Source organism: Candidatus Hydrogenedentota bacterium (assembly GCA_035450225.1).
GTDB lineage: Bacteria > Hydrogenedentota > Hydrogenedentia > Hydrogenedentales > SLHB01 > DSVR01.
Genome location: DAOTMJ010000014.1, coordinates 78,742 through 94,581 on the forward strand (window position 1 = coordinate 78,742; position 15,840 = coordinate 94,581).

Consider the following 15,840-nt stretch of genomic DNA (forward strand, 5'->3'; position numbering starts at 1 on the left):
CCTCATTCGGGGATTACCGGCCTCCGCCGTGCAGAATCGCGCGCATTTTCGCGGCGATTTTCCGGTATTTCGGATCATCCGCGAGATTCTTCATCTCGGCCGGATCCGCGGCATGATCGTAAAGTTCCCTTCCAAGCCGGCCTTCATCCCATTCGGTATAGCGCCATTGTTCGGTTCGCACGCTCCGTCCCATGATTTCCCGGGCGGATTTGCGCCGGTTCTGGGCGGAATACGTTTCGGTGGTGCGCGTCACTTGGGAAAAGGCCGCGTGCTTCCATTTGGCCTGCGGATTCTCGACCAGCGGCCGGAGGCTGTGCCCTTCTGTTTTCGAGTCCGGCGCGATACCACAGAGATCCGCAAGGGTTTTGTGCAACGAAACCAGTTCCACGGGCCGCCGGCAAACTTGGCCGTTGGCGCGGTTGCGCGGCACGCGGATGATCAGGGGCACGCGGGCCGATTCCTCGAAAATGCTCATCTTCTGCCACAGGTTCTTTTCGCCGAGGTGATAGCCGTGGTCGCTGTGGAAAACGACGATGGTCTTGTCGGCGAGCCCCGTGCGTTCGAGCGCGTCGAGCACATGGCCCACCTGCGCGTCCATGAATGTGGTGGAAGCGAAATAGGCTTGGATGGCATGCCGGCGGAGACTATCGTCCATGGCTACTTCCGCCGCTTTTTGACGGGCAAGGGCCATGGCGGGAAAAAGGTCCTTCAGATTGGGTGGAATGGCGGGCACGACCAATTTTTCCCGGGGATACAGGCTGAAATAGGATTTCGGCGCGATGAACGGCGTGTGGGGACGGTAAAAGCCGACCGCCAGGTAAAAGGGTTTCGATTCATTGGCCCGGATTTCGAGCAGGCGCGCCGCTTCGGCGGCGCCCTTGCCGTCGGTCTGCTCGTCGTCGCCGCCCTCGGCGGCCAGCCAGCTCAGGGTCCCGCCGGTATCCTTCAAGCCTTTTCCGGTAACCGTCATGGCTTTTCCATCGGGACCCAGTTGCAGCACTTCGACCATTCCGATGTCGTCCACGTCGCGTCCCCGCGGATTGACGATTTTTTCCCACGACGCCGGATCGTCGAGCCCGCTTGTCCCGATCTGCGAGGGTACGCCATAGTGGTAAATCTTGCCCACGCGCGCCGCGGAATACCCCGCCTTTTGAAACGTCTGCGGTATGGTGGCGGCGTCCGGCGCGTTTTCGCGGAAGTGGACACGGTTTTCATACACGCGGATGGTGTCGGGGCGCAGGCCCGTCATAAACGACGCGCGGCTCGGATTGCACAACGGGAACTGGCAGTAGGCCTGCTCGAACCGCACCCCGGTTTCGGCAAGACGGTCAATGTTCGGCGTCTGGACAATTGGATCCCCGTAACAGCCCAACCGGCTGCACAAATCGTCGGCCATGATGTGGAGGACGTTGAAACGGCCATCGCATTGGGCGGTTGCATCCGGCCAAGCCTTTCCCGCGCCCAGCCAAAGACCGGCCAAAGTCATTCCCAGAAAGTCGCGGCGGTTCATTGAAGGCATGGCTATACCTCCTCTGTTGCGACGCCGGCGCGTCTTCTCTCAGGTGACGTTGTCCGGCGCCTGGTTGCCGTATTCGAGGACTTCGTCGTACTTGTATTCGATCGCGATGCCGGCCTGGCGGAACATTTCTTCCGATTCGGCGCCCGCGTGATATTTGCGCTCGCACACGACGCGCACAATGCCGGCGTTCACGATCAGCATCGCGCACACGCGGCACGGCGTCATTTGAAGGTAGATCGTGGCCTTGTCAATGGACACGCCAAGTTTCGCCGCCTGGCAAATCGCATTCTGTTCCGCGTGAACGGTCCGCACGCAATGCATCGTCTCGCGTCCGTCCTCGTGGATGGTCTTCTTGAACTGGTGGCCGATATCGTCGCAATGCGGAAGGCCCGCCGGCGCCCCGGCGTATCCCGTAACGAGCAATTGCTTGTTGCGCGCGATCACGCAGCCGATGCGGCCGCGGTCGCACGTCGATCGTTTCGCGATGGCGCGCGCGACTTCCAGAAAATAGTCGTCCCATGAGGGACGCTCGTATTTTTCGGGCATGGTATCTCCTCCACGATCCGCCGGATCCGTCGGATTTTATCACATCCGTTCGAGGGCTTCGATTCCCAGCAAATTCAGCGCGTTTTCGAGCGCGGTCCGCGTGGCCACGCAAAGTTGAAGCCGGGCGTCGCGCAAGGCGTCCGTTTCCGCGCCCAGCACGGGGCACGCATGGTAAAAAGCCGTGAACAGCCGGGCGGCATCGAGCGCAAACTGCGCGATCGGCGCGCAATTCCGTTGCTCGGCCGCATTGCGCACAACCGCGGGAAACGACGCGAGTTTCAGGGCGAGCGCCCACTCCGCGTCCGTCTCAAGGGAAGCGTCTTCAACGGGGGCGCTTTCGACTTCCTGCCCGTGCTTGCGGAGTATCGAATTGATGCGCGCGCAAGAATACTGAATGTACGGCCCCGTGTCGCCGCTGAACGACAGGCTGCTTTCCCAGTCGAAAATCACGTTCTTGTTCGGATTCACGCGCAGGATCGCGAAGCGGATGGCCGCGACGGCTACCTTGCGCGCGATTTCGGACTGCTCTTCGGCGGGAATGTCGGCGCATTGTTTGGCGACGCATTCAGCGGATCGCCGCGCGGCCTCGTCGAGGAATTCCGACAACAGCACGACCTTCCCTTGGCGCGTGGACATCTTGCCCTCCGTCAGCAGGATGTACGCATAGTAGATGGCTTCCGGCGCGGGATGTCCGGCGGCGCCGAGAATGAGCGCCAACTGTTGCGCATACAACTTGTGATCCTCGCCGAGCACCATGAGATTGATGTCCGCGCCGCGCTCGCGCTTGTCCAGCGTATACGCAAGATCGCGGTAGCCGTACATCGAACTGCCGTTGGCGCGCATCAGAACGAAATAGCGGCCTTCCTCCTGCGTGTGGCCGATCTTCGACAGGTCCACCACGAGCCGCTGTTCCTCGTCGGTAAACAGCGCGCCCTTTTCCCGCAAGGCGTCCAGCACGGCGTCCAGCCGGGCATCCTTCACATATTTCGACTCGTAATCGAAGACGTCGTAGGCCACGTTGAGCCGGGCCAGTACCGCCAACTGGCCCTTGAGGCACAAATCCACCACCGACCGAAACTTCGCCCGCGTTTCCGAATCGCCCTCTTCCATCCTCGCGAGCAGTTCGTATCCTTCCCGCGCAAAGGCGGGATCGGCCTCCGCGCGCGCGTTGGCCTGAACGTACAGTTCAAGGATTTGATCGAACGTCAAATCCTCGCGCCCCTCGCAGACCAGCACCAAAAGGCCAATCTGGCGGCCCATGTCGTTGACGTAGTAATGGACCTCGACGTCGTAGTCCTCGAACCGCAGCAGCCGCGTGAGACTGTCGCCGAACATCGCGCAACGTCCACGGCCAAGATGCGGGCTCGCATTGGGATTGATGCTGGTATGTTCAATGAGCACCCGCTTTCCCGCGCCCGTCCCGTTCGAGCCGAACCGCCGACCTTCCCCCAGTACCCCGGCCACGACACGGCGCGCGACGAGTCCACGGTGCAGCCGGAAATTGACGTAGGGTCCGGCCGTCGCAACTGATGCCACTTCCGGGCCGAACGACACCTCTCTGGCGATGCGCGCGGCCAGTTGCGGGGGCGCAACCTTCAGTTTGCGCGCCGCCTCGAACGTGCGCAGGGCCACGTCGCCCAGTTCCAGATTCGGGGCTGGCACAAACGGAAGATCCGCGGGCGCCAATCCGGGTATAGCTTCGCAAATACATGCCGCCAAAGGTTCAAATAAATTCATGCGTCCTGTTGTCCTTGTTCATGCCCATGTACGGTTCCAACCGTGAGAGTTCCGGGTTCCTGCATGGATTCACCGGTTCCGAAGGCGTACGCGCTATCCTTTGGGTTTCGGTAAGCATAACAGGCTATCCAGCCTGTCTTTGCCGAAACCACGCCGTTTTGGACAGGCTGGACAGCCTGTCCCACATTTGCCTTCTGCCATGTGGGCGTTCCATGATGGATGTTTCTTTACGGTTCCATATCCTGAAAACATCGTTTCTTGGGACTTTGAGACTGAAACACGCCTCGATCATTCGGTGTTCTCAGACTTCAATGTCTCTCTTTGTAACACCAACAGACGTCCGGATGCAAAGGGCTGCGGTTTTGCAAATAATCTCTTACTTATGCTGCTTAAGGCCTTATGGAACTATTCGCTTGTTGATCCGTTCCCCAAAATCAAGAACCCCGCTAATTTATAGACGAATAGTCAATAATTTATATTTTCAAATCAATAAAAACTTGAATATACCGAACCTTTGTCAAAAAAATTCTCAAAGAGTACTTGCCAAAATCAGCAATTTGGAGTATACTCATTATATGCAGATTCGAGTAGGGCGATTGAACCTATTCGGAAATGTGGCGGAGGGGATGTTTCGTACAGGTGGGCAATCTGTCTTTGCTGTATGATTCGGTGGTGGTGATGTGCATTGAAGGAAGTAATGTGGCAAGCATTTTATGATTCAAGATACACGGATTGTTTCCAATGATTGATGGGGAATCGTCGTGCCAGGCTGGCTCGACTTACACAAAAAACCATTCTGCGCGTGCAAATAGTTTTTGATTGTAAAAACTGGTAGTTCTATGGGATAAGGAGGCGTCGCAATATGAGCAGCGAGGTGAAAAAAGCAACCGGGGCCAAGGCATTGGGGCAGAGCGTGTGTTTTTGTGTGGCATTGGCCGTCATGGCCGGCTTGTGTGGATTTTCCGCGGATGCCGCGGTGTCTGTTGTAACGTACGGCAGAAGCGCGCCGTCGGGAACGCCGTTCAATCTCACGGTGCCGGCCGGATCATCGGCGAACGGGGTCGTCGTCATCGTTCACTGCACCGCTGTATTGCTGGCGGCCGAAAACGTGAACGTGACGGTCGGCGGTGCGGCGGCCGGTCCCATTCAGGGCGGCGACATCCTGCACAACGGAAACGATGCCGACGTGCAGATTGAGACCTTCTATTGCGCTGGAAACTGGGCCGGAGGGGCCACGATTCCGATCAACTGGACATGGGTCGGCGCAACACCCACGGACTATGTCATTGGCGCGTATGCCCTGCGGGGCGTCAGCGCCGTGGATTGGCCATTCCAAGCGGTGAAGTTCCGCAGCGATCCCATTCTTCCCAACCCGCGTTCCGTACTGCTGCCTTCCATCAACACGGCTATTAACGGATCGATAGTTCTCTGGTCATATTCAAGCGATCAGCCGAACGATACGACGCCCACCGCGAATCCCGCCTTGAGCGGCGGAACGATTACCACGGCATGGGAAGTCAGCGACGGCGGATCCGGCAACCGCATCCGGGCCGAGTCATGGTTCGGGATGGCGGCCAACAGCAGCAATTCGGAGATTCTCGGGACGACAACGACCGGTGGTTCGAACAGCCGCATCGTAATGGTCGGCATGTCCATGTTGCCGATACCGCCGTCGGTTGTTTCGATTGTCCGTGCGGACAGCGATCCCACGAGCGCGGAAACCGTGACGTTTACCGTGACCTTCAGCGAACCGGTGACGGGAGTCGGCGTCAACGACTTTGCCTTGTCCGTCAACGGCGTTACGGGCGCTTCCATTGCGGGCGTCAGCGCGGACACGGGCGCGACACGAACCGTGACGGTCAACACCGGCAACGGCAGCGGCACCATCCGGCTGGACGTGGTGGATGACGACTCGATTATCAATGCGGAAGAAAATCCCCTGGGCGGGCCGGGAACCGTCGTGACCGGCAACGGCAGTTTCAGCAGCGGCGAAGTGTACACCGTTGATAAAACCCCTCCCGAAGTTACTTCGGTGCTTCGTGCCGTGGCCAGTCCCACCAATTGGGATTCCGTCACGTATTTCGTGAGTTTCAGCGAGTTTGTGACGGGAGTTGAAGTGAATGATTTTGTTCTGACGACGAGCGGCATCACCGGCGCCTCCGTTGAAAGCGTCTGGCCGGACGGTCTGGGCGCATGGCGGCTGGTGACGGTCCGCACGGGCAGCGGGAGCGGCACACTACGTCTGGATGTCGTGGCCGATGGATCGATTGTGGACGGCCTTTCGACGCCTCTTGCGGAGCCTTTCAGTACAGGCGAAGAATATGAAATTGACAAGGTGCCGCCCACCGGAACGATTTCCATTGACGACGGCCTGTATCCGCCTTCGGATGACGTAACCCTGACGCTCAGCGCCACTGACGCGAACGGCGTCGTGGGCATGCGGTTCAGTCCTGACGGCTCCTTGTGGAGCTTGGAAGAGGCCTATGCCACCAGCAAGGCATGGACCCTCTCGCCCGGCGACGGCGTGAAGACGGTCTATGTGCAATACAAGGATGCCATGGGCAACTGGTCCACGGCGCCGATAGCGGCCCAGGCGATTCGGGATACGACGCCTCCAACGGGAACGATTGCCATCGCCACCGGCGGTTATTCCAACACGACCAGTGTGAACCTAGTCCTGAGCGCCAGCGATGCAAACGGCGTTGCACGAATGCAGTTCAGCAACGACAACGTGGACTGGTCTCCCGACGAGGTGTACGCCACGAGCAAGGCATGGAACCTCGTACCGGGCGACGACGGGCCCCGGACGGTCTATGTGCGGTACCAAGACAATGCGGGCCTTTGGTCCACCGACACGATTAGCCTCAATATCATGCTGGATCGCGTGGCCCCCTCGGCGGATCTCATTGAAATCAACGGCGGAAGCGAATTTTGCATGTCAACCGATGTGATCCTGGCGGTGCAGGCCAGCGACGATAACGTCGTCGGCAGCATGCGGTTCAGCAACAACGGCGTGACGTGGAATCCCGAACAGGCCTACGACCCGAGCGCGCCTTGGACTCTTTCTCCGGGCGACGAAGTGAAGACGGTTTATGCGCAATTCAAGGATTCCGCGGGCAACTGGTCCGGTGTCATCAGCGACACCATCACCCTCGATACGACCCCGCCGGCCAGACCCGTGATGACGCCCGCGCCACCCACCACCAACCAGCGTCCCACATGGAGTTGGACTTCGGGCGGCGGCGGCAACGGCGTCTATCAGTACGATCTCGATACCAGCGGCACATGGACCGAAACCACCGACACCTCGTTTACGCCCGATGCGGATCTCCCGGAAGGCAATCACCGTCTCGTGGTACGGGAACGGGACGCCGCGGGCAACTGGTCGGCCACCAGTTTCTTCGACATCTTCGTTGATTTGACGAATCCGGTGGTAACGTTCAATCCGCTCGGTCTTATCAACGACACGACCCCGGCCTTCACCGGATCGGTGGGCGACAATCTAGCCATCGCGAGCGTCGTGGTGGCGATTGTGGACGGCAACACCTATACCGGCACGTTTGGCGGCGGCACGTGGATTGCCCAAGTGCCCAACGATCAGCCGCTTGTCGGTGCGCCGCCTACCTCTTACATCGCCGACGTGACCGCCACGGATACGGCGGGCCGGACGGCCACCGCGCGGATCTATTTCGCCATTGACAGCACGGTGGAGACGCAGGTCAGTTACGTGGCGACGGCCGACGCTTCTTTTACGAACGCCAGCCAGGTGGTCTTCGACGTGGTGTTCTCGCTGGGCGTCCGCTGGGTGACCGTGAACGACTTCGCGCTCACCACCACCGGCGTGTCCGGAGCGTCCATCGTCAACGTCGCGGGTATCGCCGACAGCGACACGTGGGCCGTCACAGTGAACACAGGAACCGGCGAAGGCACCATCCGGCTCGATGTGGTTGACTGGGACACGATCATTGACATCTACAACCACCCATTGGGCGGGATCGGCATTGGCAACGGCAATTACTCGTCCGGCGGCGTTTATACGATAGACAAGACGCCCCCGACGGTCATCCTGTCGTCGAGCGCGACGACACCCAACAATTTCGCATCCATTCCGGTGGTGGCGACATTCAACGAAGACATCCCGGAATGGTTCGCGGGCCAGCCCAATTTTGTCGAAAGCGATGTGACATTGGAAAACGCCACGTTGAGCGACTTCGAGATGACGTCTCCGAGAGTGTTCCATTTCAACGTGCATCCGGTTGCCGATGGCGAGGTTTCCGTCCGTCTCAACGCGGGCGTGGCCAAGGACCAGGCGGGGAATGGCAACACGGCCACCGGATCGCTGATTTTCCAATCGGATCGAACGGCGCCCGTGCCTTCCGTGACGGGGCCCGGTGTGGCGACCCGTGTGTCGCCGATCATTTTCACGATCAGTTTCCCCGAACCGGTCACGGGGTTGACGGAAGCCGGCATCAGCGTAATCGGCGGAACGAAGGGCGCCCTGTCGGGCAGCGGGGCCGGACCCTACACGTTGCCGGTAACGCCTCCGGCAGATGGGCCCGTCACCTGCCAGGTGCTTGCGGGCGTGGTCCGCGATGCCGCCCAGAATGCCAATCCCACCTCGGATCCCGTCACCGTTTCGTTGGATCGCGTGGCCCCGAGTCCAACCGTCACGGGACCGGCGTCGCCGACGAACGCGTACCCGATCGATTTCGTGATCAACTTCGACGAACCGGTCGCCGACTTCGACGCGGACGACGTGACGGTAACCAACGGGACCAAGGGCTCCTTCTCGGGTAGCGGGGCGGGTCCGTATACGATGCCGGTGTATCCCGATTCCGAGGGTGCGGTCACGTGCAGGGTGGCTGCCGGCGCCGTGGACGATCTTGCCGGCAATCCGTGCCTCGCCTCCAACGTGCTCAGCATCGTCTGGATTCAGGGTGCGCTGCCGGTCACGATCGAACCGCCTTCCGTTCCGCTCACACGCAACGGTCCGGTGTCCTTTGTCGTGACTTATACCGGCGCGGCCAACATAACGCTCAGCGCGTCGGATGTCACCTTGAACGCCACTGGCACCGCGGCGGGTCTCGTGAGCGTCAGCGGAACGGGCACCGAGACGCGAACCGTCACCATAGATACCCTCTCGGGCACCGGCACGCTGGGGATCAACATCAACGGCGGAACGGCGTCCGACTTGGCCGGCAATCTGGCCGCTGCCGCGGGTCCCAGCGACACGTTCATGGTGGACAACACGCCGCCCGTGGTCACCATCAACCCGCTCGGCGTAACCAACAACACCACGCCGACGATTAGCGGCACGGCCGCCGACAATGTGGGCGTGGCCGCTGTCACCGTGACGGTCGAGGGCAACACCTATACTGCGACTCTCAACGACATCTGGTGGAATGCAAAGGTCTCCGACGCCTTGGCGCCCGGCGATCATCTGGCAAGTATCGAAGCCACCGATACCGTCGGAAACAAGACGACCCAGACGATGTTGTTCACCGTGGATCCGAACGCCGTCACGACAGTCGAGGCCGTGCTCCTTACGGGGCCATCGCCAACGAACGCCGACACGGTGGACTTCCTGGTGATCTTCAGCGGGGATGTTTCGCCCGTGGTGGCGGCCGACTTCGCGCTGCACACGACCGGCGGCATCGCCGGCGCCGCGATCCTCGACGTGACGGGCGCAGGCAGCACGCGGACGGTTACCGTGAGCACGGGATCCGGCGACGGAACCATCCGCCTCGATGTCATCGATCGCGATACCATTCTCGACGCCGGACTGGAGCCGCTGGGCGGCCCCGGCTTGGGCAACGGCAACTATACGCTGGGTCAAGCCTACACGATAGACCGGACGATTCCGTATGCAACCCTTACGCTGACGTCTCCGGCCCAAACCGGCGCCGATGTCATCGCCTTCAAGGTGGTGTTCAGCGAGCCGGTCACGCCGGCGTTCGATGCGTCCAAGGTGGCTTTGCAGGGCACATTGGGCGGCATTGTCAGCATTACCGGATCCAGCCCCGTGTACAACGTGTACGTGATTCTGGCCGATCCGAATTTGGACGGCACGGTCGGCATATCGGTTGGCCAAGGGTTGACCGACACGGCGGGCACGCCCTGTGTGGTCAGTTTCTCGCAAACGTGCTATGTGTACAACTGGCGCGAACCGTATTTTGCCGTTCAACCCGCCAGCGCACGCTCGTATACGGGCAGCGCGCATACCTTCACCGTGGCGGCCAATTGTGGCGCGACCCTGATGAATTATCAGTGGAAACGCGACAATCATGCCGCCAAAGCGGTGCAGAATGTCGGCGAAAATTCGCCCAGTTACACCATACCGAGCCTGACCTCGGGCGACGTGGCCGATTATTGGTGCGAAGTGACCTATGACGGCGTGAAACGCGTTTCCGCGACCGCCTCGCTTCAGGTGGCGGAACCGCTCCAACTCGTGGGGCCGGCAAACCGTACCGCGGTCGTGGGCGGAAGCTGCCTCTTCAGCGTGTCGGCGACGGGCGGCTATCCGCCGTTGACCTATGCGTGGAAGAAGGTGGGCGGCACGAACATCCTGGGCGCCGGACCGACGCTCACCCTTGTGTCGCTGACCTTCGACGACGCCGGCAGTTATCAGGTCGAGGTGGAAGACGACAACGGAATGGTCGCCGTAAACTCCGCTTCGCTGACGGTCACCGAAACGGGCCTGCCGGTAGCCGGCGCGATCGGACTCGGCTTGATGGCGTGCGGCCTGGCTTTGGGCGGCTTGCTGGCAACACGCCGCAGGAAGTAACCGGTACGCAAAACACCGAATGAATGCAAGGACGCCGGCCGTCGGGCCGGCGTCCTGCTGTTATCGAAGACGCGGCATTCCTACCGCATTTGCATGCGGATGGCGGGCGTAAAATCAGATTTGTCTGTAATCGCCCCGGGCCGTTTCGTTATCATACTTTCCATTATGGATTTCGACGAGGTCAAACCTTCCTCCACGCTTCAGGGCGTAGATCTTACGACGGGCAGCGTCATGGGGCATTTGATCCGCTTTGCGATTCCGATGCTGATGGGCAGCGTGTTCCACACGGCGTACAGCATCATCAATGCCGCATGGGTCGGCAATGGCCTCGGGGCCGAATCCATGGCGGCGCTCACAGTGAGTTTCCCGATCCTGTTCCTGCTGATGGCCGTGGCGGGCGGTTTGACGCTTGCGTCCAACATTTTGGTATCGCAGGCGTATGGGGCGAAAAATTTCGACCGCCTCCATCAAGTGGTCCAGAATTCGCTTGTGCTTACGGGCGCCGTCGGCGTGGCTTGCGTGCTGGCCGGCCATATCGCGGCGCACGCCATTGTGCATGGCATGCGGACGCCGCCGGAAGTCGCGCCCCTTGCGGTCAGTTATCTGCGACTCTTTCTGTGGAGCACGCCGTTCATGTTCGGCATGTTCTTTCTGTCGAGTGTGATGCGTGGCGTCGGCGACTCGAAAACGCCGCTCTATTTTCAGGCGGGCGCCCTCCTTGTCAACGCCGTTCTCGATCCCGTTTTGATCTTCGGTTGGCTGGGATTTCCGCGAATGGGGCTCGACGGAACGGCCGCCGCCACGGTGTTTGCGCAGGCGTGCGCCTTCTGTTCGCTTGCGTATTATCTGCACCGGCGGCGGCACATTGTATCGCCCCACTGGCGCCGCCTTCGGCTTGATGCGCCTACGACGATCCTCACGCTTCGGATCGGCGTGCCCTCCATGCTTCAACAGGCGCTCGTGTCCTTGGGCATCTTGTTCGTCGTCGCCATCGTCAACCGGTTCGGCGCGCACAGTTCGGCGGCGTTCGGCATCGCCATGCGGCTTGACCAGTTGGCTTTTATGCCCGCGATGACCATCGGCATGGCCGTTTCCACGCTGGCCGGCCAGAACATCGGCGCGGGGCGATTCGACCGCGTCCACGAAACGTTCCGGAACGGCGTGGCCGCGAGCCTCGCCATTACGCTGGTCGCATCCATTCTTGCGTTTTCGGCGCCCGCGTGGCTTATCGGCCTGTTTTCGCGGGAGGCCGATGTCGTCGCCATCGGCAAAACCTATCTGCGCATCATCGCATTCGGTTATCTCCTGTTTGCCGTCCTCTTCGCCAGCAACGGCGTCATCAACGGTTCCGGCCACACCGCCGCGACCACGGTGTTTACGCTTGTCGGATTCTGGCTGGTCCGCGTGCCGCTCGCGATGATTCTTTCCTCGTACATGGGCCGCGTGGAAGGCGTCTGGTATGCGGTGCTGGTAAGCCTCGCCGCCGGAGCGATGGTCAGTCTGGCCTACTATTTCTCCGGACGTTGGAAAGTCCCCATCGGGCATCCCGTCCCTGCACAGACGCTTGCCGCGTCGCCTGAAGCGGATTGATCGCGCATGGAATCCGCGGGCCGTTCGGTGACGTTTGCTTCCGTTCTTGGCAAGGGCCTGATCGCCTTCGTGGCCGCGGGATTGGCGGCCACGTGGTTTGGCGCCGGGGTCTGGTTTCTGGAAGGCGCCGCCTATTGGATCCCCTGCTACTTGGCCTTGGCGCTGACCGGCGTTGCGGCGTGCGTCGTGGCCTCCGCGCGGTGCTGGGCCCTTTTCGGAATGGTTTGCGCCGCCGCCATTGCCGCAATGCTGGCGCAATGCTATCTTCCCGCCGAAAATCGCGCGCCGAAAGGGCAGACGCCCAATCTCCGGATCCTTCAGGCAAACGTTTACAATCATTTTGGCGATGCCGGATCGCTGATCGCCTTGGTGCGCGAATTCCAGCCCGACGTTGTGCTGTTGCAGGAAGCGGACGATGTCTGGGCGGAAAGATTGCGTCCGATCGAAGCCATGTATCCGCGCAAAGCCATTCTGCCGCGTTATACGCGCGGTGGCCCCGATCTGGGGCAGTACCTGCGCATCGAATCGGATGAACCCCAAGCCCTTTCGGACAAGGGAATTCCCGCCGTCATGACCACACTCAGAGTGAACGGGCGGTCCGTTTCGCTGTTGAACGTCCATACCGCCGCCCCGTTCCTGCCCGGGCGCGCGAAAAGTCATCGGAAACAGATGCGGGCGTTGACGGATTTTGCCCGGTCCATTTCCGGGCCGGTTATCGTGGCCGGGGATCTGAACAGCGGGCCGTGGTCGCCGCTGTACAAGACGTTGACACGGGAAGCGCGTCTTGTAAACGCGCGGCAGGGTTTTGGGATCTTGGGGTCATGGCCGTCGTTTTTCGGCCCGTTGCGGACCGGCATCGATCACGTGCTGGCCAGTCCGGACATCGCGGTCGTTCAGTGCCGGGTGGGAAAAGGGATCCGTTCCGATCACCGCCCCCTGTTGACCGAACTGTTCGTTCCGCCGCCCCGATGACGATTCGCAGGCTTGATGTATGAATCGCCAGTTCCGATAATTCGCATGGGACACACCGAGCGGGAGGCCATGGCCATGATACGGGTAGGGTTGATCGGATGCGGCCGCATCGCGGATTTGCATTACGCCGGTTATGCCGGACTGGAAGATGCGCGCGTCGAAGCGATATGCGACGCCGATTCGGATGCGTTGGAACGCAGGCGATGCGCGTGGGGCGTTCGACGCGCCTATGCGGACTACCGCGACTTGCTGGCCGATCCCGCGATTGACGCCGTCGAGATTCTGACGCCTCAACCGCTGCACGAGCCGATGGCCGCCGCCGCCGCGCAGGCCGGAAAGCATATCGCCATGCAAAAACCGATGACGACCTCGCTTGAGAGCGCCGATCGCATGATAAACGCCGCGCGCGATGCGGGCGTGCTGTTCAAAGTCACGGACAATTATCTATTTTATCCGCCCATTCGTTTGGCCAAAACGATGATAGACGACGGCGTCATCGGCGAGCCGCAGATGATTCGTATGAAGTTCATCGGCGGGCGATGGAACGGAGGCTGGGAAGTGCCGGCATCCACATGGGCGTGGCGCCTCCAGGAAATTCAGGAGGGCCGAGGAATTCAGACCTTCGATCACGGACACCATCTGTGGGCAACGGCATGGTATCTGCTAGGCGAAATCGAACGTGTTACCGCATGGATAGATTACACGGAAAAAATTGTGGATTGCCCGTCGGTCATTATGTGGAAGTACAAGAACGCCGCGCGCTACGGCATTTGTGATTACTGCCAGGCCATGGACCTCGCCGTGCCGTCCAAATACTATTCGTGCGATGAATGGTTCGAGATTACCGGCAGCCGCGGCATCGTCCTGATCCGCCGGTGCACGGGACATCTCGTGGACGGTCCCGCCGTCAGCGTTTGCACAAGCGACGGCTGGAGTCATCACGAGATTGAATCCGACTGGGCATCGGGTTTCCATTACGCCGCGCAAAATTTCATCGCGGCCCTACAAGGCAAAGAGCCGCCTCTTCTTACCGGCGAACAGGCGAAGAATGTCCTTCGATTCGCTTTCGCCCTGCGGCGATCTTCCGACGAACGCCGCGAGATCCGCCTTGACGATTTGTAGAAGGCCGCACCGCCGCGTACTGGTTCAATCGTTACCCGAAAAAGGATGCGGGCGAATTGCGCTTGGCGTGTCGTGCAGGCCCATGTTATCGTTTGGCCATGTTGACAACCGAACTCGATTATGAATTGCCCCCCGATCGCATTGCGCAGCATCCCGCCGAGCCGCGCGACGCGTCCCGCCTCCTTGTGCTGGACCGCGCAAGCGGCGGCGTCCAATTGGATGTGTTCCGCAATATCGGCGCCTACTTGCGCAGGGGCGACTGTCTCGTCATGAACGATACGCGGGTCATCCGCGCGCGTTTGCGGGGCCGGAAATCCTCCGGGGGACAGGTCGAGATTTTTCTGTTGCGCGAGCGATCGCCGGGGGTATGGACCGCGCTGATTCGGCCTTCCGCACGCGTCAAACCGGGAACAATCGTCCAAATCGCGGGGACGCTGGACGCCGTGGTGGGCGATATCGTTCAAGACGGGCAACGCCTGGTTCATTTCGATGCTTCGGATGTCCTGGAACGGCTCGAAATGATCGGCGAAATTCCCTTGCCGCCCTATATCCTGCGATCGCATCCCGACAGCAGCGACCTGACCCGCTATCAGACCGTCTATGCGCGGTCGCCCGGCGCGGTGGCCGCGCCGACCGCCGGCTTGCATTTCACGCCCGAAACGCTGGCCGCGCTGGACCGGTTGGGCATCCGGCACGCAACCATCACGCTGCATGTCGGGTACGGCACCTTCAAGCCCATCATGGCGGACACCCTCGAAGAGCATAACGTGGACAGCGAGGACTACGTTCTTTCCGAAGAGACGGCGGCCGTTCTGAACCGCGTCCGCGCGGAAGGCGGCCGGATCGTGGCGGTGGGGACGACTTCGGCGCGAGTGCTCGAAACATGTTTTCGCGGAGGATCGTTTTGCGCGGAATCGGGGGAAACAGGCCTGTATATCCACCCCCCGTACACGTTTCGCGCGGTGGATGCGCTGCAAACCAACTTCCATTTGCCGCGTTCGAGTCTGCTGGCGCTCGTCTGCGCGTTTGCCGGGAAGGACCGCACGTTCGAGGCCTACCGGCTGGCCATCCGCGAAAAATTCCGTTTCTATTCCTATGGCGACGCCATGCTCATTCTGTGAGCGAGTTCCGGGCGATTGTCTCCAGAAACGACGCGAATGCCCATTCCAGTTCGGGCAGCCGTTCGCGCACTTCCTTGATGCTACCGCTAAGCGCGGCCGTCTCGACGTCGTAAGCGGCCCTATGAACGGCTTCGGCCCCGATACTGGCCGCGGCGCCCTTGATGGAATGGGCCGCACGCTGCGCCTCGGATATGTCGAAATTGGCCGCCGCCTGATTCAGAAGCGCCAGTTGGCGGGGGGTGTCCTGCATGAAAACCGCCAGCACACGCTTGCAGAGTTCACGATTGTTGCCCATTCGCCGGACAAAGGCTTCCCAGTTGAAAGGCGGCAACGACGAAACCCGATAGGCGCAGGCTTCCAACCCGGCCGCCCGGCGGTTGTCCCTTTTGCCCAATGGACTTGCGTTCGATTCCATTTACCAGTCAATCCGTGTTGCTGTCTGCCCGCAA

General features: G+C 60.7%; 9 protein-coding genes. 5 read left to right on the top strand and 4 right to left on the bottom strand.

Annotated features, from left to right (window positions below):
- Positions 1-13: 13 nt before the first annotated feature.
- The 3 genes from P5540_10000 to argS are packed head-to-tail and all read right to left on the bottom strand — an operon-like array spanning position 14 to position 3,802.
- Positions 14-1,519, bottom strand: coding sequence for a sulfatase (locus P5540_10000; protein HRT65147.1), 1,506 nt, complete (start codon positions 1,517-1,519; stop codon positions 14-16).
- A 39-nt stretch (positions 1,520-1,558) separates the two neighbouring features.
- Entirely contained in the window at positions 1,559-2,065 is a 507-nt protein-coding gene (locus P5540_10005; GenBank protein HRT65148.1) for a cytidine/deoxycytidylate deaminase family protein, read from the bottom strand.
- A gap of 39 nt (positions 2,066-2,104) precedes the next feature.
- The gene (argS, locus tag P5540_10010) at positions 2,105-3,802 is read right to left on the bottom strand and encodes an arginine--tRNA ligase (protein HRT65149.1); all 1,698 of its coding nucleotides are present in this window, start codon (positions 3,800-3,802) and stop codon (positions 2,105-2,107) included.
- An 862-nt stretch (positions 3,803-4,664) separates the two neighbouring features.
- Between argS and P5540_10015 the strand changes: the two genes are divergently transcribed.
- The 5 genes from P5540_10015 to queA all read left to right on the top strand — a co-directional run bounded on the left by P5540_10015 (position 4,665) and on the right by queA (position 15,391).
- On the top strand, positions 4,665-10,586 hold the full coding sequence (locus P5540_10015; protein HRT65150.1) for an Ig-like domain-containing protein: 5,922 nt from the start codon (positions 4,665-4,667) through the stop codon (positions 10,584-10,586).
- A gap of 120 nt (positions 10,587-10,706) precedes the next feature.
- The gene (locus P5540_10020) at positions 10,707-12,176 is read left to right on the top strand and encodes an MATE family efflux transporter (protein HRT65151.1); all 1,470 of its coding nucleotides are present in this window, start codon (positions 10,707-10,709) and stop codon (positions 12,174-12,176) included.
- A 6-nt stretch (positions 12,177-12,182) separates the two neighbouring features.
- Positions 12,183-13,148 (top strand): endonuclease/exonuclease/phosphatase family protein, encoded by a 966-nt coding sequence (locus P5540_10025; GenBank protein ID HRT65152.1) that lies wholly within the window; start codon positions 12,183-12,185, stop codon positions 13,146-13,148.
- 75 nt (positions 13,149-13,223) lie between these two features.
- Positions 13,224-14,270 (top strand): Gfo/Idh/MocA family oxidoreductase, encoded by a 1,047-nt coding sequence (locus P5540_10030; protein ID HRT65153.1) that lies wholly within the window; start codon positions 13,224-13,226, stop codon positions 14,268-14,270.
- A 98-nt stretch (positions 14,271-14,368) separates the two neighbouring features.
- Positions 14,369-15,391 (top strand): tRNA preQ1(34) S-adenosylmethionine ribosyltransferase-isomerase QueA, encoded by a 1,023-nt coding sequence (gene queA / locus P5540_10035; protein ID HRT65154.1) that lies wholly within the window; start codon positions 14,369-14,371, stop codon positions 15,389-15,391.
- On the opposite strand, the gene P5540_10040 is transcribed toward queA, so the two are convergent.
- Positions 15,381-15,806, bottom strand: a complete 426-nt coding sequence (locus P5540_10040) for an Hpt domain-containing protein (GenBank protein ID HRT65155.1) — start codon at positions 15,804-15,806, stop codon at positions 15,381-15,383. The two genes, queA and P5540_10040, sit on opposite strands and share 11 nt — an antisense overlap.
- Between the last annotated feature and the right edge of the window lie 34 nt (positions 15,807-15,840).